The sequence below is a fragment of the Vibrio sp. SCP2 genome (genome assembly GCF_059295395.1).
The window spans coordinates 33272-50495 of record NZ_JCAFVV010000009.1; the positions used below are offsets into that span (position 1 = coordinate 33272).

Here is a 17224-nt window from a genome sequence, read left to right on the forward strand (position 1 = left end):
TTTGTTTTCAGCGTTTGAAGATTAGTTTTCTTCGCGATTCAGCTCTAAAAACTCTTCGACTTGCTTAACCATGTTTTTCGAACCAACAAAGAATGGCACACGTTGGTGCAGTTCTGTTGGTTTGATATCCATAATACGCTGAACACCATCAGATGCGACACCACCTGCTTGTTCGATGATGTAAGCCATAGGGTTACATTCGTATAGCAGACGCAGCTTACCGTTTGGATGGCTTTCTGTGCTTGGGTAGAGGTAGATACCACCTTTCAACAGGTTGCGGTGAAAATCAGCTACCAAAGAACCAATGTAACGCGAAGTGTATGGACGGTTATCGCTTGGTGCACTTTCCTGACAGTACTTAATGTACTTCTTCACACCCATAGGGAAGCGAATGTAGTTACCTTCGTTGATCGAGTAGATACTACCATCTTCTGGAATCATCATATTTTCATGTGATAGACAGAAGGTGCCTAATGAAGGATCGTAAGTGAAGCCGTTAACACCATTACCTGTTGTGTATACCAGCATGGTTGAAGAGCCGTAAATGACATAACCAGCGGCAACTTGCTTGTGACCAGGCTGAAGAAAATCTTCTTCTGTTGGCGGCGTACCGATTGGTGATACACGGCGATAGATGGAGAAAATAGTACCCACAGAAACGTTAACGTCGATGTTAGAAGAACCATCCAATGGATCCATTAACACTACGTATTTTGCGTTTTTGTTGAGTTCTTTATTAAACGCTACCGCCTCGTCTTCTTCTTCACTGGCAACACCACATACTTGATCTCGGGCTTCAAGAGCGGCCTTAAACTTGTCGTTCGCGTAGACATCGAGCTTTTGCTGATCTTCACCTTGAACGTTTGCAGTACCAACGGCACCAGTAATATCACCTAGACCGGCCGCGTTAATTTCGCGGTTAACAATTTTTGCAGCAAGGCGAATTGAAGAGAGTAGGGATGATAGATCACCGCTAGCGTGGGGGAAGTCCGCTTGCTTTTCAACAATGAACTCGCCAAGGGTGCGCATTCCAGACATGGTTTTTCCTTTAAAAGTCGCTCATAGATAGGGGGGGGGGGATGTCTCGTTCTCTAACGGAGCTTTTATGACTACCCGAGATAAGTGTAAAAGTTAGATCTTTTTATTGGTAATGAACTAACTGTCTTAGATCTCAAATTTTTTAGTAAACTTTCAACAGTTTTCACAGCGATGAGAGATCAGAGAGTGAACAAAGCGTAATCAGTGAGTCAATTCTCTGTCTAAAGTAGTTCGCTTTTTGCCGTATTGTCGCCATAATGAGGGCAATATTTTCCGCTTAGAACAAGGCTTTTCTATGCATATTCATATACTGGGGATCTGTGGCACTTTTATGGGTGGTGCAGCTGTATTAGCACGTCAGTTGGGGCATAAAGTCACGGGATGTGATGCCAATGTCTATCCGCCCATGAGTACTCTACTCGAATCTCAAGGTATTGAAATTATAGAAGGCTTTGACCCGTCGCAACTCGACCCTGCGCCAGACTTAGTGGTGATTGGTAATGCGATGAGCCGTGGCAATCCATGTGTCGAATATGTACTGAATAATAACCTGCGTTACACCTCTGGCCCGCAGTGGTTACAAGAGTTCTTACTTCATGACCGTTGGGTATTAGCGGTGTCTGGTACTCATGGAAAAACCACCACTTCCAGTATGTTGGCGTGGATCTTAGAAGACTGTGGCTACAAGCCGGGCTTCTTAGTCGGTGGTGTATTAGGTAACTTCGGTATCTCAGCCCGTCTTGGTGAAAGCATGTTCTTTGTCGTTGAAGCTGACGAATATGACAGTGCTTTTTTCGATAAGCGTTCTAAGTTTGTCCACTACCACCCTCGCACCTTGGTCATGAACAACCTGGAGTTCGATCATGCTGACATCTTTGACGATCTTGAAGCGATAAAACGTCAGTTCCATCATCTTGTTCGCACAGTTCCGGGTAATGGGCGCATTTTTGCACCGAAACAAGATAGCGCACTACATGATGTACTTGAGCGCGGCTGTTGGAGCGAATCCGAGTTTAGTGGTGAGCAAGGTGACTGGCAGGCGGAGAAAATAAACATTGATGGCTCGCAGTTCAAAGTACTGTTCCAAGGCGAGCAAGTGGGTATTGTAAGTTGGAATCTAGTTGGTGATCACAATGTAGATAACGCTTTGATGGCGATAGCTGCAGCGCGCCATGTTGGCGTCACCCCAGACTTAGCCTGTGAATCTTTAGCCAAATTTATCAATACCAAACGCCGCTTGGAGCTCAAAGGTGAGGTCAATGGCATCACGGTTTACGACGACTTTGCCCATCATCCGACCGCGATTGAACTGACGCTCGGTGGATTACGTAACAAGGTCGGCGATAGCAAAATTATCGCGGTACTCGAACCACGCAGCGCTACGATGAAGCGAGGTGTGCACAAGGATACGTTGGCCGCGTCGTTACAAAAAGCCGATCAAGTGTTCTTATATCAACCCGATTCGATTGATTGGTCGGTGGAAGAGATCGCCGCTCAATGTGCCCAACCTGCGCAAACCTCCAATAATGTCGATGAACTTGTGGAGCAAATTGTTGCTAGTGCTAGCTCAGGTGATCAGATTTTGGTGATGAGCAATGGCGGGTTCGAAGGTATTCATAACAAGCTTCTGGCAAAGCTAGCTCAATAGTGTAGTTTTTAAATATGACTAAGCAACAAAAAGCCATCACCTTAGCCTTTACTGGTGCCTCTGGCGCTCCTTATGGTTTACGCCTATTAGAGTGCCTTCTGGCTGCTGATTATCAAGTTTATCTGCTTATTTCGTCTGCGGCGAGAGTGGTGCTAGCAACTGAACATGACCTTAAACTGCCTGCCAATCCTGATTCGGCTAAGCAAACTTTGGTCGAGCACCTTAATTGTGACCCAGACAAGCTGGTTGTATGCGGTAAAGACGATTGGTTCTCTCCTGTGGCGTCTGGCTCTGCAGCGCCGAAACAAATGGTCGTCTGTCCATGCTCTGCAGGCAGTGTTGCGGCGATTGCCCACGGTATGTCGGATAACCTGATTGAACGTGCTGCAGACGTGGTGATGAAAGAGCGTGGTCAGCTACTGTTGGTGGTTCGTGAAACCCCATTTTCTACTCTGCATCTAGAGAATATGCACAAGTTGTCACAAATGGGAGTAACCATCATGCCTGCTGCGCCAGGTTTTTATCATCAACCTAAATCGATAGAGGATCTGGTTGATTTTATGGTCGCGCGTATTCTTGACCATTTAGGAATAGAGCAAGGATTGGTTCCTCGCTGGGGCTACGATCCCCGTCCTATTTGAAGCCGCAGCGTTGTTGACTGCTCAAATTCACCCAAATCAAATAGAACACCTATGTTCATTGGGATGAATTTGCTTGTCGCCTAGCTGCAACTCCAACTATTTAGGGGATAGATATTGCAGTTTATTAATATTACAATTCGACCGTTACTCATCGGGGAGCTATTGACCTAACTTATGTTAGCGTCAGCTGAGATCGAGCTATCGCTTGGGACCCGTGTACCTGAACCAGATAATGCTGGCGTAGGAATTGAGTTTGGATTTGAACTCCGCTTCTCAAGCCTGTGCCGCTCAGACAAGGAGAGAGCGAGCAGTGAAAAACACTCTAAGCACCATTTCAATTAGTACCCTAGCGTTAGCAACGCTGGCGATATTCTCAGCGACAGCCGCAGAAAACAGTTTAACCGTTTATACCTACGACTCTTTTGCCGCCGATTGGGGCCCAGGTCCTGTTGTAGAAAAAGCGTTTGAAGCGCATTGTGGTTGTGATGTTAATTTCGTCGCGCTAGACGATGGTGTCTCTATCCTTAACCGTCTGCGATTAGAAGGCGATAACAGCAAAGCGGATATCATTTTAGGCTTAGACAACAACCTAATGGCGGAAGCGAAAAAGACAGGTTTGTTGGCTGAACATAGCGTAGACACTAGCAAGGTTGCATTGCCAAATGGGTGGGCAGACAAAACGTTCGTCCCTTATGATTTCGGCTACTTCGCGTTTGTTTACAACAAAGAGAAGCTAGCTAACCCACCAAAAAGCTTGAAAGAGTTGGTGGAATCTCGCGATGATCTGAAAGTGATCTATCAAGACCCACGTACTTCAACACCAGGGCAAGGTCTGATGTTGTGGATGAAGTCTGTTTACGGAGATGACGTGACTCAGGCTTGGCAAAATCTAGCTAAGAAAACCGTAACTGTGACTAAAGGTTGGTCTGAAGCGTACTCAATGTTCCTCGAAGGTGAGTCTGATCTGGTACTCTCTTACACGACCTCTCCTGCTTATCATTTGATTGCTGAAAGTGACAACAAGTATGCCGCCGCTGATTTTGCTGAAGGTCATTACACGCAAGTCGAAGTTGCTGCTAAAGTGAAAGCGTCTAAAAATCAAAAGCTAGCCGATGAGTTTATGAACTTTATTCTTAGTGATGAGTTCCAATCAGCAATGCCAACAGGTAACTGGATGTACCCAGTCACAGACGTTGCACTGCCTGAAGGTTTTGAAACCCTAACTCTGCCAAGCAAGGCTCTGACCTTTAGCGCCGACGAAGTGGCCGAAAATCGTAAATCTTGGATTCGCGAATGGCAAAGTGCGCTGACATTCTAAGAGGCTCTTTTGCGTAATACCCCCAAAATTGGCTTATGGGTCGCGATAATCATCGCGACCTTTGTCGTTTCTGCTCTCGGTGCTTTACTGGTTAACGCGCCATCGCTAGATATCCGTCAGGTGTGGAGTGATCCATACTATCGACATGTCACCAAATTCAGTTTCTATCAGTCTTTTCTTTCTACTTTGCTCAGTGTTGGCCTTGCCATCCCAGTCGCGCATGCGTTGTCTCGCCGTCGATTTAGGGGGAAATCCTTGTTACTCAAACTGTTTGCTACAACACTGGTGTTGCCTGTCTTAGTCGGGGTGTTTGGCCTTCTTGCCATTTATGGCAATAGTGGTTTGATTGCTGATTTGTTCAAAAGCCTAGACAGCAAGTTGCCGTTCTCAATATATGGGCTCAATGGGATTTTGTTGGCGCATGTGTTTTTTAATCTTCCTTATGCGACCCGATTGCTTCTGCAAGCATTAGACTCTATTCCACAAGAGCAGCATAAACTGTGCGCCCATCTTGGCATGGGACACTGGGATAAATTTCGCTGGATTGAGTGGCCGCGTCTACGACAGCAATTACCTCATGTCAGTGGCTTGGTGTTTATGCTCTGCTTTACCAGTTTTGCTACTGTAATGGCACTGGGTGGCGGGCCTAAATCAACTACGATTGAGCTAGCAATCTATCAAGCCATTAAGTTTGATTTTGATCTTCAAGCAGGCGCGCTATTGGCTATTTGGCAAATGATGCTGTGTGGTGTGATGGCGTTGACTATTCAACGTTTAGCGAAACCGATTTCTGTCACCTCTGGCTCGCATACTCAGATTATTTACTTGTCTAAAGACTCGTTTGTTTCTAAGTGTTGGGATTGGGGGTGGATAGCTTTTTCTATGTTGTTGGTGCTACCTCCGCTACTGATGGTGCTGCTCAGTGGCCTTAACAGTCACGCGGTTGATGTTTTCACCGATGAACGCTTTTGGCAGGCGCTATGGGCGTCCGTGAAAGTGGCGACCATGGCAAGTGTGATAGCGGTGATTGCTGGCATTGCCATCTTGTTAACCAGCCGGAGATTGCGCCTTAACTATCGTGAAAAGAGTGCGGATCATATTGAGTTGATTGGTACCATTATTCTTGTCACACCCGGTCTTGTGATTTCCACTGGACTGTTTCTATTGCTACGTTCATTTGCGGATGTATTTAGCTTAGCGCTAGTGGTTGTTGTAGCCGTGAATGCGTTAATGGGTCTGCCATATGTGATTAAAACGCTCTCTCAGCCTATGCTGCATGTCGAGCAGCAATATCAATATGTTTGTGCCAGTTTAGGAATGAAAGGTTGGAATCGTTTTAAAGTGGTTGAGTGGAAAGCGCTAAAAAAACCGATGGCTCATGCCTTTGCGATTAGCTTTATGTTTGCGATTGGTGATTTAAGCGCGATTGCATTGTTTGGTAGCCAAGAGTTTCGCACCTTGCCACTTTACCTATTCCAACTGCTTGGTAGTTACCAAATGGAATCTGCCGCAGTCGTCTCTGTAACTCTATTACTCTTGAGCGTAGGCTGCTTCACGCTCATTGAAACCTTGTTAAAAGCCAACTCGAAGGTGAATCATGCTGACCTTAAGTAACGTCGATTACTACTATCACAATGAACTGTTTCACTTTGATACTTCGATTTCACCGCAGTCGATCGTTGCCTTGATGGGGCCAAGCGGCGCAGGTAAATCGACCCTATTGGCTTTGGTGGCGGGTTTTATTGAGCCGACTAAGGGAACTATTGAGGTTGAAGGCAGCAATATTGTTGGTAAAGAGCCACATCAACGCCCATTCGCTATGCTGTTTCAAGAGCATAACTTATTTGCTCATTTAACCGTGCGTCAGAATATAGGACTTGGATTGCATCCTGGCTTAAAGCTTACTTCCGAGCAGCAAGCGCTAGTTGAGCAAGCTGCGCAGCAAGTTGGGGTTGAAGCTTATCTCGACCGATTACCAGAACAACTTTCCGGTGGTCAACGTCAACGTGTTGCGTTAGCACGCTGTTTTGTCCAACCGCACAAGATATGGCTGCTCGATGAGCCTTTCTCTGCCCTTGATCCTATTCTACGTGAAGAGATGCTTAACTTGGTACGTAAGTTAGCCAAAGAGAGAAACATTACAGTGGTTATGGTGACGCACCATATCAGTGATGCTAAGGCTATTGCCTCTGATTTTATCTTTGTCGCCAATGGCCGAGTAGAAGTCGCAGATAACATCGAGCAGCTGTCATCGACTCATACCAATCAAGCGCTAAGTGACTTTGTTCGCGCGGGGGAGTGAGGGGAGGAACGGACTTCGTCCTCGGGAAATGAGAACGGGCTTCGCCCTCGGGAACGCTGCGCTAGAGAGTCGAGATCGGGCTTCGCCCTTCGAGAAACAAATCGTCATTCCATAGAGCGACGAAGGAGAGAGTAGGGAATCTCAGAAAGCATTCGGCTCGCTTGAAGAGATCCCCAACTCGTTCGTACCTCACTCTCGGGGATGACGTGGAGAACCTATCAAAAAAAAGGGTTAACACATTGTGCCAACCCTTTAATTTTTCTCGCTTAAATCTCTTCTTCGTTTAGCTCTTTGAGCACTTGGAAGATTTCGCGGAAGGCTTTTGCAGGCTTACCTGCTTTTTTCTCTTTTGCTGCCTGACGTGCGAGTTGGCGTAAGCGTTGACGATCGGCTGCTGGGTAAAGCTCCATAACATCACCGATTGCGCTATCGCCTTCTTCTACCACGCGGTCACGAAGCTGCTCAAGCTTATGCAGTGCCGCAGTAGCTTGTGAGTGTTTGTTACGCACTTTATCCAGTGCCGCTTGTAGTGGCTCAGGATCTTCAAAACGCATCAGCTTGCCGATGTACTGAAGTTGACGGCGACGAGCTTCGTTCTTGAAACGTTGCGCGTCTTTAATTGCCTCTGCAAGGTCTTCGCTTAAGGGAAATTTTTCTAGCACGGACGGCTTCAAGCTCGCGAGTTCTTCACCCAGCTTTTGTAGCTCTTCCATGTCGCGTTTCAATTCGGTCTTACTGACCCAAATGATCTCTTCTTCCTCTTCCCATGGCGCTTTTTGATTCTTACGTGCCATTTTTCTGCCTTAATTTGAACATCTATTTCTCTATTTTAACAAGAATCGTGGGGAGAAAGCGAAATTCTTGTTATTCTAAAGGCAATTGATCTTAAGAAATAAAGAAAATATGGACGTAAGACAGCAAGTTGCTCAACAGCGAGTTGAGTTAGAAGCGGCAGTAGCTAAAGCTCTAGAGATGGCAGCAGAGAAGTCAGATGCCGCCGAAGTCGCGATCAGCAAGACCACGGGCCTGAGTGTTTCGACTCGTATGTGCGAAGTGGAGAACGTTGAATTCAACAGTGATGGTGCGCTTGGGATTACCGTTTACCGTAATCAGCGCAAAGGCAGTGCATCCACCTCTGATCTGAGTGACAAAGCGATCCAACAAACTGTTCTTGCGGCACTCGATATTGCGCAATACACCTCTGAAGATCCTTATGCTGGTCCAGCTCCCAAAGAGCTAATGGTGCAAGAGGTGCCTGATCTTGATCTATTCCATCCTGATACGCCAGATCCAGATTATGCCGCGAAAGTAGCGATTGCAGCCGAGCAACAGGCACTGTCTTACAGCGATAAGATCAAACAAAGTGATGGCGCGAGCTACGATAGCCACTATGGTTTGAAGGTCTATGGTAATAGCCATGGACTGCTCGCTAGCTATGCTTCTAGCCGCCATAGCACGAGCTGCTGTGTGATTGGTCAGGGCAATAACGGTGAAATGGAGCGTGATTACAGCTACACAGTGGCGCGCCATAAAGATGAGCTTTGGACACCTGAAACTGTCGGTCAGAAAGCTGCGGAGAAGACCGTTAGCCGTCTTGATGCGCAAAAGCTAAAAACAGGTCAATATCCAGTGATGTTTGCGGCTGATGTAGCAACTGGCCTACTTGGTCACTTAGTGATGGCTATTAGTGGTGGTAACCTTTACCGTAAATCTTCTTTCTTGCTTGATCACTTAGGTAAGCAAGTACTGCCTGAGTGGTTTAATGTCTCTGAGCGCCCGCATGTGTTGCGTGGTCTTGCTTCAAGCCCATTTGATAGTGAAGGGGTCTTTACCCAAGACCGCGAGATCATTACCGATGGTGTTCTTGCTACTTACCTGCTTACTAGCTACGCGGCGCGTAAAATGGATATGACGCCTACAGGTCACGCTGGTGGTATCCAGAACTGGTTTGTAAAATCGACAGGTCAGAACTTTGAGCAGATGCTGAAAGAACTAGGTACTGGCTTGCTTGTGACAGAAGTGATGGGCCAAGGCGTTAATGTCGTGACTGGCGATTACTCTCGTGGCGCAGCTGGTTTTTGGGTAGAGAATGGTGAAATTCAGTTCCCAGTGTCTGAAATTACCATCGCAAGTAACCTCAAAGATATGTTTAATCAGATTGTTGCAGTAGGCAACGATGTAGAGACTCGCTCGCAGATCCAAACAGGCTCAATCCTGCTTGAATCCATGAAGGTTGCGGGGGAGTAGACAAGGAGCGGACTATGTCCTAAGGATAGCTAGACCGCTTCGCTACTGGAGAACTAGACTTGACTGTCGATGTCTTGAAGCTTTAGCTCTCCAGCTCTCTAGCTCTCCAAAACGAAAGGGTTGGCAAAAATGCCAACCCTTTAAAATATCCGTCGAATCCCGAATCCCTTTTATTCCTCAAATAACTCTGTATGCAGTTTCTGAATTGCTTGTTTTGAGACTGACTCATCAACTAAGAAACACAGGTTGTGCGGGCTCGCGCCGTAGCAGATCATACGTAGGTTGAAATCTTCCAAAGTGCTGAAGACTTGCTTAGCATAGCCTTTACTCTCACTCATATTGTTACCAATCAGAGCAACCAAGCATAGGTTGTGTTCTACCTCGACCGTACATAACTCTTCGAGCTCAACGCGTGCAGCTTCTGGAAGTTGCGGTGCTCCACCAGAAGTGTCTGTTTGGTCTAGAGTGAGCGACACACTGATCTCTGAAGTGGTAATTAAGTCTACAGAGATTTTATGCTTAGCAAGAATCTCAAACACTTTGGCGAGGAAGCCGTAGGCATGGAACATGTTAGCGCTGCGCAGTGTTACCATGGTTTGGTTACAACGCAGAGCTAGGGCACGGAATAGCGGTGAGCTTTCTACCTGATGGCGAATCCAAGTACCGCCCTTCTGTGGCTCTTTCGATGACCCGACAAATACAGGAATATCATGGCGTAGTGCAGGAAGAAGCGTCGATGGATGGAGAATCTTAGCGCCAAAGTTCGCCATTTCTGACGCTTCACTAAAACTAATTTCAGGAATTGGAGAAGCTTTAGGGGCAATGCGTGGATCAGTGGTGTAAATACCAGGAACGTCTGTCCAAATCTCAAGTCCAGAAGCTTCAACGGCTTCGGCGATTAGGGCTGCACTGTAATCACTACCACCACGACCTAAAGTAGTGGTGTTGCCTTCGGCGTCAGAACCGATAAAGCCTTGAGTAATCACTACTGCATCTTGGCACAGTGGCACCAGTGATTGCTGAGCAAGCTCGCTGATCTGGTCTAGTTGTGGCTCTGCTTTACCGAAATTGCTGTCGGTGCGTAGAATGTCACGAATATCAAAACGTACTGCGCTGATACCGCGCTCTTTCATCAGTTGGGTAAGTAGGTGGGTCGACATCAACTCACCACACGCGACTAAGTGGTCTGTCAGTTTGTGGCTTGCTTGGATCGATGCCGCTTCCGCAAGGCTAGTCACTGTGTCGAGAATCTCGTAAACATCGCTTGCTGCTTGGGTTCCGTCTTCAAGCTGTTCGAGTACTGCATCATGAATTTGCGCCAGTTTAGTCAGAATCTCACTACGACGAACTTGGTCTTGTACGCCATTCGCGAGCTCGACTAGAAGATTAGTGACACCTGAGCAAGCGCTACTCACGACGAGTTTTGTATTTGGATTACCTTCAATAATTGCAGCACAACGGCTCATTGCCTCAAAGTTAGCAACGCTTGTTCCACCAAATTTAGCTACATTAAAACTGCTCACAGCATTTCTCCCACGACTTCCTAAAATAAAAACTTTTGGTAGCTATACCAACATCCAGTGTTTTGCTTTGATGAAGAGAGTTGAGCGAAAGAGAGGGGGTCTTTTATATGTATGACTTTCCTCAGAAGCTCATCATCAGACTGGGCTGATGACAGTTGTAGGGATTCAACCCTAGCAACCGACAGATCCAAACCGACACTTCGGATCTACCTCGGCACTACTCCCCCTCAATGTGCTGTATCGGATTTGTGGCTCCACAACACGTCTACCTGGGCAGTGCTCCTCTTCTGCAAAATAATTTGCTATGTGGCATAAATATTCGCCACATATCCGCATTGAACGTTTTTCTGTGAACTATGTCAATGAGAATTTGTAACTTTATGCCTTTTTATAATTAACAAACTTGTGACACTGGTTTGACCTCAATACTTTGGGCTAATTGCTGCCAACAAAGAATTGAATTAAGGTGGGTTTAAGGAAGTAAAAGATAGAACAAAAATTATAGTGATATTTAAAAAGGAGCTGCCAATGACGATTCAAAGTTTTATTCCCCCTCACCGTATTCTTATGGGGCCTGGGCCTTCAGATATATCTCCTCAAGTGTTACAAGCTTTGAGTCGCCCAACGGTTGGTCACTTAGATCCGTTATTTGTTGGCATGATGGATGAGCTTAAATCGCTGCTCAAGTACGCTTTCCAAACTGACAATGAGTTTACGATTGCCGTTTCTGCGCCAGGGAGTGCAGGAATGGAAACTTGTTTCGTTAACCTTATTGAACCGGGTGAAAAGGTGATCGTTTGTCGCAATGGCGTGTTTGGCGAGCGTATGCGTGAAAATGTTGTACGTGCGGGTGGTATTGCCGAAGTTGTCGATGATGAGTGGGGCGCGCCAGTCTCTGTCGATAAAGTCGAGCAAGCATTAAAAGACAATCCTGATGCGAAAATCCTAGCTTTTGTTCACGCTGAAACGTCGACGGGTGCGTGCAGTGATGCAGAGGCTCTGGGTAAGTTGGCGAAGCAATATGGCCTACTATCCATTGTAGATGCGGTGACTTCACTTGGTGGTGTCCCACTTAAGGTCGATGAATGGCAACTAGATGCGGTTTATTCAGGCAGTCAGAAGTGTCTTTCTTGTGTTCCGGGTCTTTCTCCGGTGACCTTTTCTCCTGCTGCGATTGAGAAAATTCAAGCACGTACCACACCAGTGCAAAGTTGGTTCCTAGATCAGAGTTTAGTGCTTGGCTATTGGAGCGGTGAAGGAAAGCGTAGTTATCACCATACTGCGCCTGTTAACAGCTTATATGCTCTGCATGAGTCTCTGTTGATTCTAAAAAATGAAGGGCTCGAAAACGCATGGCAGCGACATCGCGACATGCATGAAAAACTGAAACAAGGCTTAGCGAAGCTAGGCTTTGAGTTCGTTGTCGAGCAGGACTCTCGTTTACCTCAGCTCAACGCCATTTATGTTCCGCAAGGCATTGATGAGGCTAAAGTGAGAACTCACCTGCTAGAGACTTACAATCTAGAAATTGGTGCTGGTTTAGGCGCGTTAGCAGGTAAAGCGTGGCGTATTGGCTTGATGGGTTACGGCGCTCGTGCTGAGAACGTTGCTTTATGTCTAAGAGCGCTCGAAGAGGCATTAACGCAATAGCAGTCTCAAGGACATATCAATTAATAAGGCGACCAGATGGTCGCCTTATTTATATCAACAGACTCTAGTTAGTCTCTTTTTCACTGTCCGCCTTTAAGGCATCGATATTCGGTGGGATGTACTGCACCTCAGAGAAATCGCGCTCAGGGAATAGGAACTGCGCTTCGCTGCGAATTTGCTCCGCTTTAACACTGTCTCCCAGCCCTTGATAGGCCAAGATCAAATTGTTATAGAAAGCAGGACGAGGTTTATCTTTAATAATCTTCAGTGACCAATCTATGTATGGCTGGATAAACTGAGGATCTTGCTTGTATAAGCCAATATTGAGATAAGTACTATAGATATCCCAATCGTATCTGTCTTTCCAAACTACAGGGTTAGTGACTTGGTTAAGTATGTCAGGATCTTTAGGTTGTGAGCGTTCAAACTGGGTAAGCACATAATTGGTATGCAAAGTGGTCAGCATATAGAAGCTTGTCACTATTGGTATGACTAAGCTGAGCACCCGTAGTGCCGTTTTGGAGATAATACTAAATGGTGCTTGGCGATAACTGCTCGCCCTTTGATCTACCCAGTAGAGCAGAATGACAAAGGTTATCCAGTGAATCGCTGAATGATAAAACGGATACTCAAGCTGACTATGCAGAACGATGGGTACAAACAGGGCAAACATTGCCAAGCGTGTACCTTTCTTGGCCTGATAGAGTCGAGCAAGAACAAACAGCGCAGCGAGTATGATCGCGAGTAGGGGCAGTAAGCCACCTTCAACTCCCCAGTAGAGCAATTCGTTATGTGGATGGTCCATTGCCGCTAAACCAGGTTTATAACTCTGATTTAACTGGTGTTGTCTCGCTGTGTACACCATGTACTCTGGCTCAAATCGACCATATCCATAGCCTGTAAACGGCTTTTCGATCAGCATGTCGAGTGCTTGAGGAAAGGTATACCTTCTCGGGCTTTCTAGATTGCTCTTCTGTTCCACTAAAGAGTCTTCTTGCCCAGTCATTAATGGGGTTGAAAAGCCTAGCCCAGTTCCCACAATTATGGCCACTATCCAACCGACAAAGCGTTTTTTGGTTGCAAATCTAAATACGTACGGAATCAAGAGGGCAATAGAAAGAATTGCAGCTAACCAACCAGTGCGTGAAGCCAATACAACCAGTAATGGGACAGTTGCAACAGGCATTAAATACAGTAAGGCGACTTCACTGACTTTACGTTGGTACTTGGTCGGATGACGAGTGAGCAAATAGCCAGATAGCGCTAATCCGGTTGCGAGAAAACTCGCCATCACATTGGGTTGCTGAAAGATGCCGTAAGGGCGGTTTGATTCGGTGTTGTAGCCAAAGAAGTTGCCCGGCTCTAGGGCCAAATACTGTACCCAGCCGAAAATAGCTTCGATAAAGACCGCAATGGTGATAAACCAGAGTAGCCGCTGTTTTTGCTTGTTGCTGAAGCGAAATTGCTGCAAGACAACAAACAGAATATAACCTGCCCAAAGACCAGTGAGTTTTCCTAATGATAACTCAAGATTCGAACCTGAATAGATCACGGGTAGGGTGAGCATAATGCAGCACACAAATAAACCTATTGTGAGCTTGTTGTATCTTAAGCTGCCGTAGCTACCGAGCTGATATAAACCGATCGCAATAGAGAAACTCACCACAAGCCAAGTTGTGGGGTTAAAGGCTAAAGCAAGACCAGCGCCACCCGGATTGGGCATAAAAAAGTGCATCGCTAACAGGAAGAGTATCCCGATAGTGACTAAGAAAGGTCTGGTTAAAGGGATCTTTGGCGCCTTTAATTCAAGCTCTGTCCCTGCTACATGTGTGGTCGCCATAAATCTTGATACCTCAAACAAACAGACCGGCGATCGGATACCAATCAGAATAGTTATCTGGACATCTACTTATCCCGATTGGTATTACACTGGTCTGTAAATTTTACTATTAATTGCTATTTTAACATAGGCTTGAGGAATCGGGCAGTATGAGAGCCTTCGATGAGTGACACATCTTCTGGCGTGCCTTGTGCGATAATTTCACCGCCTCCTTGGCCGCCTTCTGGTCCTAAATCCACAATCCAGTCTGCGGTTTTGATCACATCAAGGTTGTGTTCAATCACGACTACGGTGTTGCCATGGTCACGTAGACGATGCAGTACCGTGAGTAATTGCTGAATATCGTGGAAGTGTAAGCCGGTAGTTGGCTCATCCAAAATGTATAGGGTTTTGCCGGTATCTCGCTTAGACAGCTCACGGGCCAGTTTGACGCGTTGCGCTTCGCCACCGGATAGGGTCGTCGCAGCTTGGCCTAAGCGAATGTAGGATAAGCCCACATCCATCAAGGTTTGTAACTTGCGAGCAATCACGGGTACTGGGTCAAAGAACTCGCGTGCATCTTCAACTGTCATTTCCAGTACTTCATCGATTGTCTTGCCTTTGTAGCGTACTTCTAGGGTTTCGCGATTGTAACGCTTGCCCTTACACACATCACATGGCACATAAACATCTGGCAGGAAGTGCATTTCGACTTTAATCACACCATCGCCTTGGCAAGCTTCACAACGACCACCGCGTACGTTGAAACTAAAGCGACCCGGCTTATAGCCACGAGAACGAGACTCTTGAGTTCCAGCAAATAATTCTCGAATTGGGGTAAAAATACCTGTGTAGGTAGCTGGGTTTGAGCGAGGTGTACGACCGATCGGGCTCTGGTCAATATCGATCACTTTATCAAAATGCTCTAGCCCTTTAATCTTTTTATATGGCGCAGGCATAGCTGTCGTTGCGCCATTTAGCTGAGTATGGGCAATCTTAAAGAAAGTATCGTTGATAAGAGTTGATTTTCCTGAGCCAGATACACCGGTTATACAGCTAAATAGACCGACAGGAATCTCTAAGGTGACATCTTTTAAGTTGTTGCCAGAAGCACCAATCAGCTCGACAACCTTCTTGCTATCTTTAGGCGTGCGATTGCTTGGCACAGAGATTTCTTTTTTGCCGCTGAGGTACTGGCCGGTTACTGAATTCGGGTTGGCAATAATTTCATCCATTGTCCCTTCTGCAACCACGTTACCACCGTGGACACCAGCGCCTGGGCCAATATCAATCACGTGATCAGCGATGCGAATGGCATCTTCATCATGCTCAACCACTAAGACAGTATTGCCTAGGTCACGTAGGTGGGTCAGAGTCTTAAGTAGGCGTTCGTTATCACGTTGATGTAGGCCGATAGAAGGTTCATCGAGAACGTACATCACACCAACTAGGCCAGCACCAATTTGGCTCGCAAGACGAATGCGTTGAGCTTCACCACCGGACAAGGTCTCTGCACTACGAGAGAGATTAAGGTAGTTCAAGCCGACGTTAACTAGAAACTGCAGGCGATCATTGATCTCCTTCATTACTTTTTCGGCGATCTGCGCGCGTTGTCCTTCAAGATGTAAAGAAGCAAAGAAACCTAATGCATCGGCAATACTGAACTCAACAATTTCAGGCAGGGTTGTATCACCAATAAACACATTACGCGCTTCTAGACGCAGGCGACTACCATCACAGCTAGAACAGGTTTTGGTTGAGATATATTTGGCCAAATCTTCACGCACAGCATTGGATTCAGTATCACGATAGCGGCGTTCGAGGGTATTTAATATCCCTTCAAATGGGTGATGTTTAACCCGAATATCACCACGGTCATTGATGTATTTAAACTCAACTTCAGTACGTCCAGAGCCAGTTAGAATGACATCACGAATTTTCTTTGGCAGTGAGTTAAATGGCGCCTTAAGGTCAAAATCGTAGTGCTCTGCCAGAGAAGAGAGCATCTGGAAGTAGTAATAGTTTTTCTGATCCCAGCCTCGGATTGCTCCTTCTGCTAGGCTCAATGAATCGTCGACGATCACTCGCGCAGGATCAAAATACTGCTGTACACCAAGTCCATCACAAGTGTGACAAGCACCTGCAGGGTTGTTGAAGGAAAATAGCCTAGGTTCTAGCTCTTGCATGCTATAGCCACAGTGTGGGCAAGCGAAGTTTGCAGAGAAGACAATCTCTTCTCCGTCACCGTCCATAGCAGCAACAACAGCAATACCGCCAGAAAGCTCCAGTGCGGTCTCAAACGATTCAGCAAGACGTTGTTGAAGATCACCACGTACCTTAAAGCGGTCGACAACCACTTCAATGGTGTGCTTTTTATGCAGTTCTAGCGTTGGGGGATCGGAAAGATCACAAGTTTCACCGTCAATTCGCGCACGAATGAAACCTTGAGCTGCAAGATTTTCTAGGGTTTTGACGTGCTCACCTTTACGCTCCTTAACGATGGGAGCCAGTAGCATCATCTTGGCACCTTCTGGCAGCTCAAGTACTTTATCCACCATCTGAGAAACGGTTTGGGCAGCGAGTGGAACTTTGTGGTCAGGACAGCGTGGCTCACCAACACGAGCATAGAGTAGTCTAAGATAGTCGTAGACTTCAGTAATGGTACCGACGGTTGAACGTGGGTTATGCGAGGTTGATTTTTGCTCTATTGAGATCGCTGGAGACAGGCCTTCGATATGGTCAACATCAGGTTTTTCCATTAAAGAGAGGAACTGGCGAGCGTAAGCGGATAACGATTCGACGTAGCGACGTTGTCCTTCAGCATACAAGGTATCAAAAGCGAGTGATGACTTACCTGAACCAGATAGACCTGTAATCACGATCAACTTATCACGAGGTATGGTTACGTTAATATTTTTCAGGTTATGGGTGCGGGCACCGCGGACTTCTATCTGATCCATTCTCAACACTCTGGGTAACAACAAGTTGGCTAAGTATTACATAGTGTGAGAATTGTGCAAAGAAATACTGGATAAAAA

General features: G+C 46.3%; 12 protein-coding genes and 2 riboswitches. Of the genes, 7 read left to right on the forward strand and 5 right to left on the reverse strand.

The window, feature by feature from the left end; genetic code table 11:
* Nucleotides 1-21 precede the first annotated feature (21 nt).
* Nucleotides 22-1038 carry a class 1 fructose-bisphosphatase gene (gene fbp / locus AC5O63_RS18855; protein WP_038197930.1) on the reverse strand — a complete coding sequence of 339 codons (1017 nt, stop codon included), beginning with the start codon at nt 1036-1038 and terminating at the stop codon, nt 22-24.
* 295 nt (nt 1039-1333) lie between these two features.
* On the opposite strand from fbp, the gene mpl reads away from it, so the two are divergent.
* The 5 genes from mpl to thiQ all read left to right on the forward strand — a co-directional run bounded on the left by mpl (nt 1334) and on the right by thiQ (nt 6947).
* Entirely contained in the window at nt 1334-2686 is a 1353-nt protein-coding gene (mpl, locus tag AC5O63_RS18860) for a UDP-N-acetylmuramate:L-alanyl-gamma-D-glutamyl-meso-diaminopimelate ligase (RefSeq protein ID WP_494505906.1), read from the forward strand.
* A gap of 14 nt (nt 2687-2700) precedes the next feature.
* Nucleotides 2701-3327 carry a flavin prenyltransferase UbiX gene (locus AC5O63_RS18865; RefSeq protein ID WP_494505907.1) on the forward strand — a complete coding sequence of 209 codons (627 nt, stop codon included), beginning with the start codon at nt 2701-2703 and terminating at the stop codon, nt 3325-3327.
* Between the two features lie 142 nt (nt 3328-3469).
* A riboswitch (TPP riboswitch) is annotated at nt 3470-3591 on the forward strand.
* A 67-nt stretch (nt 3592-3658) separates the two neighbouring features.
* A complete protein-coding gene (gene thiB, locus AC5O63_RS18870) occupies nt 3659-4645 on the forward strand; it encodes a thiamine ABC transporter substrate binding subunit (RefSeq protein ID WP_494505956.1) in 987 nt (328 codons plus the stop codon).
* A 9-nt stretch (nt 4646-4654) separates the two neighbouring features.
* Entirely contained in the window at nt 4655-6259 is a 1605-nt protein-coding gene (gene thiP / locus AC5O63_RS18875) for a thiamine/thiamine pyrophosphate ABC transporter permease ThiP (protein ID WP_494505908.1), read from the forward strand.
* Nucleotides 6243-6947: a thiamine ABC transporter ATP-binding protein gene (gene thiQ / locus AC5O63_RS18880; protein WP_494505909.1), complete on the forward strand. Its 705-nt coding sequence runs from the start codon at nt 6243-6245 to the stop codon at nt 6945-6947. The genes thiP and thiQ overlap by 17 nt, the downstream gene beginning before the upstream one ends.
* 266 nt (nt 6948-7213) lie before the next feature.
* On the opposite strand, the gene yjgA is transcribed toward thiQ, so the two are convergent.
* Nucleotides 7214-7741 (reverse strand): ribosome biogenesis factor YjgA, encoded by a 528-nt coding sequence (gene yjgA / locus AC5O63_RS18885; RefSeq protein WP_272785785.1) that lies wholly within the window; start codon nt 7739-7741, stop codon nt 7214-7216.
* Nucleotides 7742-7850: 109 nt separating this feature from the next.
* Here yjgA and pmbA point away from each other — a divergent pair, with 109 nt between their 5' ends.
* Nucleotides 7851-9194 carry a metalloprotease PmbA gene (pmbA, locus tag AC5O63_RS18890; protein WP_494505910.1) on the forward strand — a complete coding sequence of 448 codons (1344 nt, stop codon included), beginning with the start codon at nt 7851-7853 and terminating at the stop codon, nt 9192-9194.
* A 170-nt stretch (nt 9195-9364) separates the two neighbouring features.
* Here pmbA and lysC read toward each other — a convergent pair whose 3' ends face one another.
* The gene (gene lysC / locus AC5O63_RS18895) at nt 9365-10717 is read right to left on the reverse strand and encodes a lysine-sensitive aspartokinase 3 (RefSeq protein WP_494505911.1); all 1353 of its coding nucleotides are present in this window, start codon (nt 10715-10717) and stop codon (nt 9365-9367) included.
* A 117-nt stretch (nt 10718-10834) separates the two neighbouring features.
* Nucleotides 10835-11012, reverse strand: a riboswitch (Lysine riboswitch).
* A gap of 233 nt (nt 11013-11245) precedes the next feature.
* On the opposite strand from lysC, the gene AC5O63_RS18900 reads away from it, so the two are divergent.
* The gene (locus AC5O63_RS18900; RefSeq protein ID WP_494505912.1) at nt 11246-12367 is read left to right on the forward strand and encodes a pyridoxal-phosphate-dependent aminotransferase family protein; all 1122 of its coding nucleotides are present in this window, start codon (nt 11246-11248) and stop codon (nt 12365-12367) included.
* Between the two features lie 64 nt (nt 12368-12431).
* Here AC5O63_RS18900 and AC5O63_RS18905 read toward each other — a convergent pair whose 3' ends face one another.
* Both AC5O63_RS18905 and uvrA read right to left on the reverse strand, forming a co-directional pair.
* On the reverse strand, nt 12432-14207 hold the full coding sequence (locus tag AC5O63_RS18905; protein WP_494505913.1) for a PglL family O-oligosaccharyltransferase: 1776 nt from the start codon (nt 14205-14207) through the stop codon (nt 12432-12434).
* 116 nt (nt 14208-14323) lie between these two features.
* Nucleotides 14324-17146 (reverse strand): excinuclease ABC subunit UvrA, encoded by a 2823-nt coding sequence (uvrA, locus tag AC5O63_RS18910; protein ID WP_494505914.1) that lies wholly within the window; start codon nt 17144-17146, stop codon nt 14324-14326.
* Nucleotides 17147-17224: the final 78 nt, after the last annotated feature.

Bases quoted from the DNA above. Each gene is read 5' to 3' on its own strand.
- fbp (WP_038197930.1), bottom strand. From the start codon at position 1,038: ATGTCTGGAATGCGCACCCTTGGCGAGTTCATTGTTGAAAAGCAAGCG.
- mpl (WP_494505906.1), top strand. From the start codon at position 1,334: ATGCATATTCATATACTGGGGATCTGTGGCACTTTTATGGGTGGTGCA.
- AC5O63_RS18865 (WP_494505907.1), top strand. From the start codon at position 2,701: ATGACTAAGCAACAAAAAGCCATCACCTTAGCCTTTACTGGTGCCTCT.
- thiQ (WP_494505909.1), top strand. From the start codon at position 6,243: ATGCTGACCTTAAGTAACGTCGATTACTACTATCACAATGAACTGTTT.
- yjgA (WP_272785785.1), bottom strand. From the start codon at position 7,741: ATGGCACGTAAGAATCAAAAAGCGCCATGGGAAGAGGAAGAAGAGATC.
- pmbA (WP_494505910.1), top strand. From the start codon at position 7,851: ATGGACGTAAGACAGCAAGTTGCTCAACAGCGAGTTGAGTTAGAAGCG.
- AC5O63_RS18900 (WP_494505912.1), top strand. From the start codon at position 11,246: ATGACGATTCAAAGTTTTATTCCCCCTCACCGTATTCTTATGGGGCCT.
- AC5O63_RS18905 (WP_494505913.1), bottom strand. From the start codon at position 14,207: ATGGCGACCACACATGTAGCAGGGACAGAGCTTGAATTAAAGGCGCCA.
- uvrA (WP_494505914.1), bottom strand. From the start codon at position 17,146: ATGGATCAGATAGAAGTCCGCGGTGCCCGCACCCATAACCTGAAAAAT.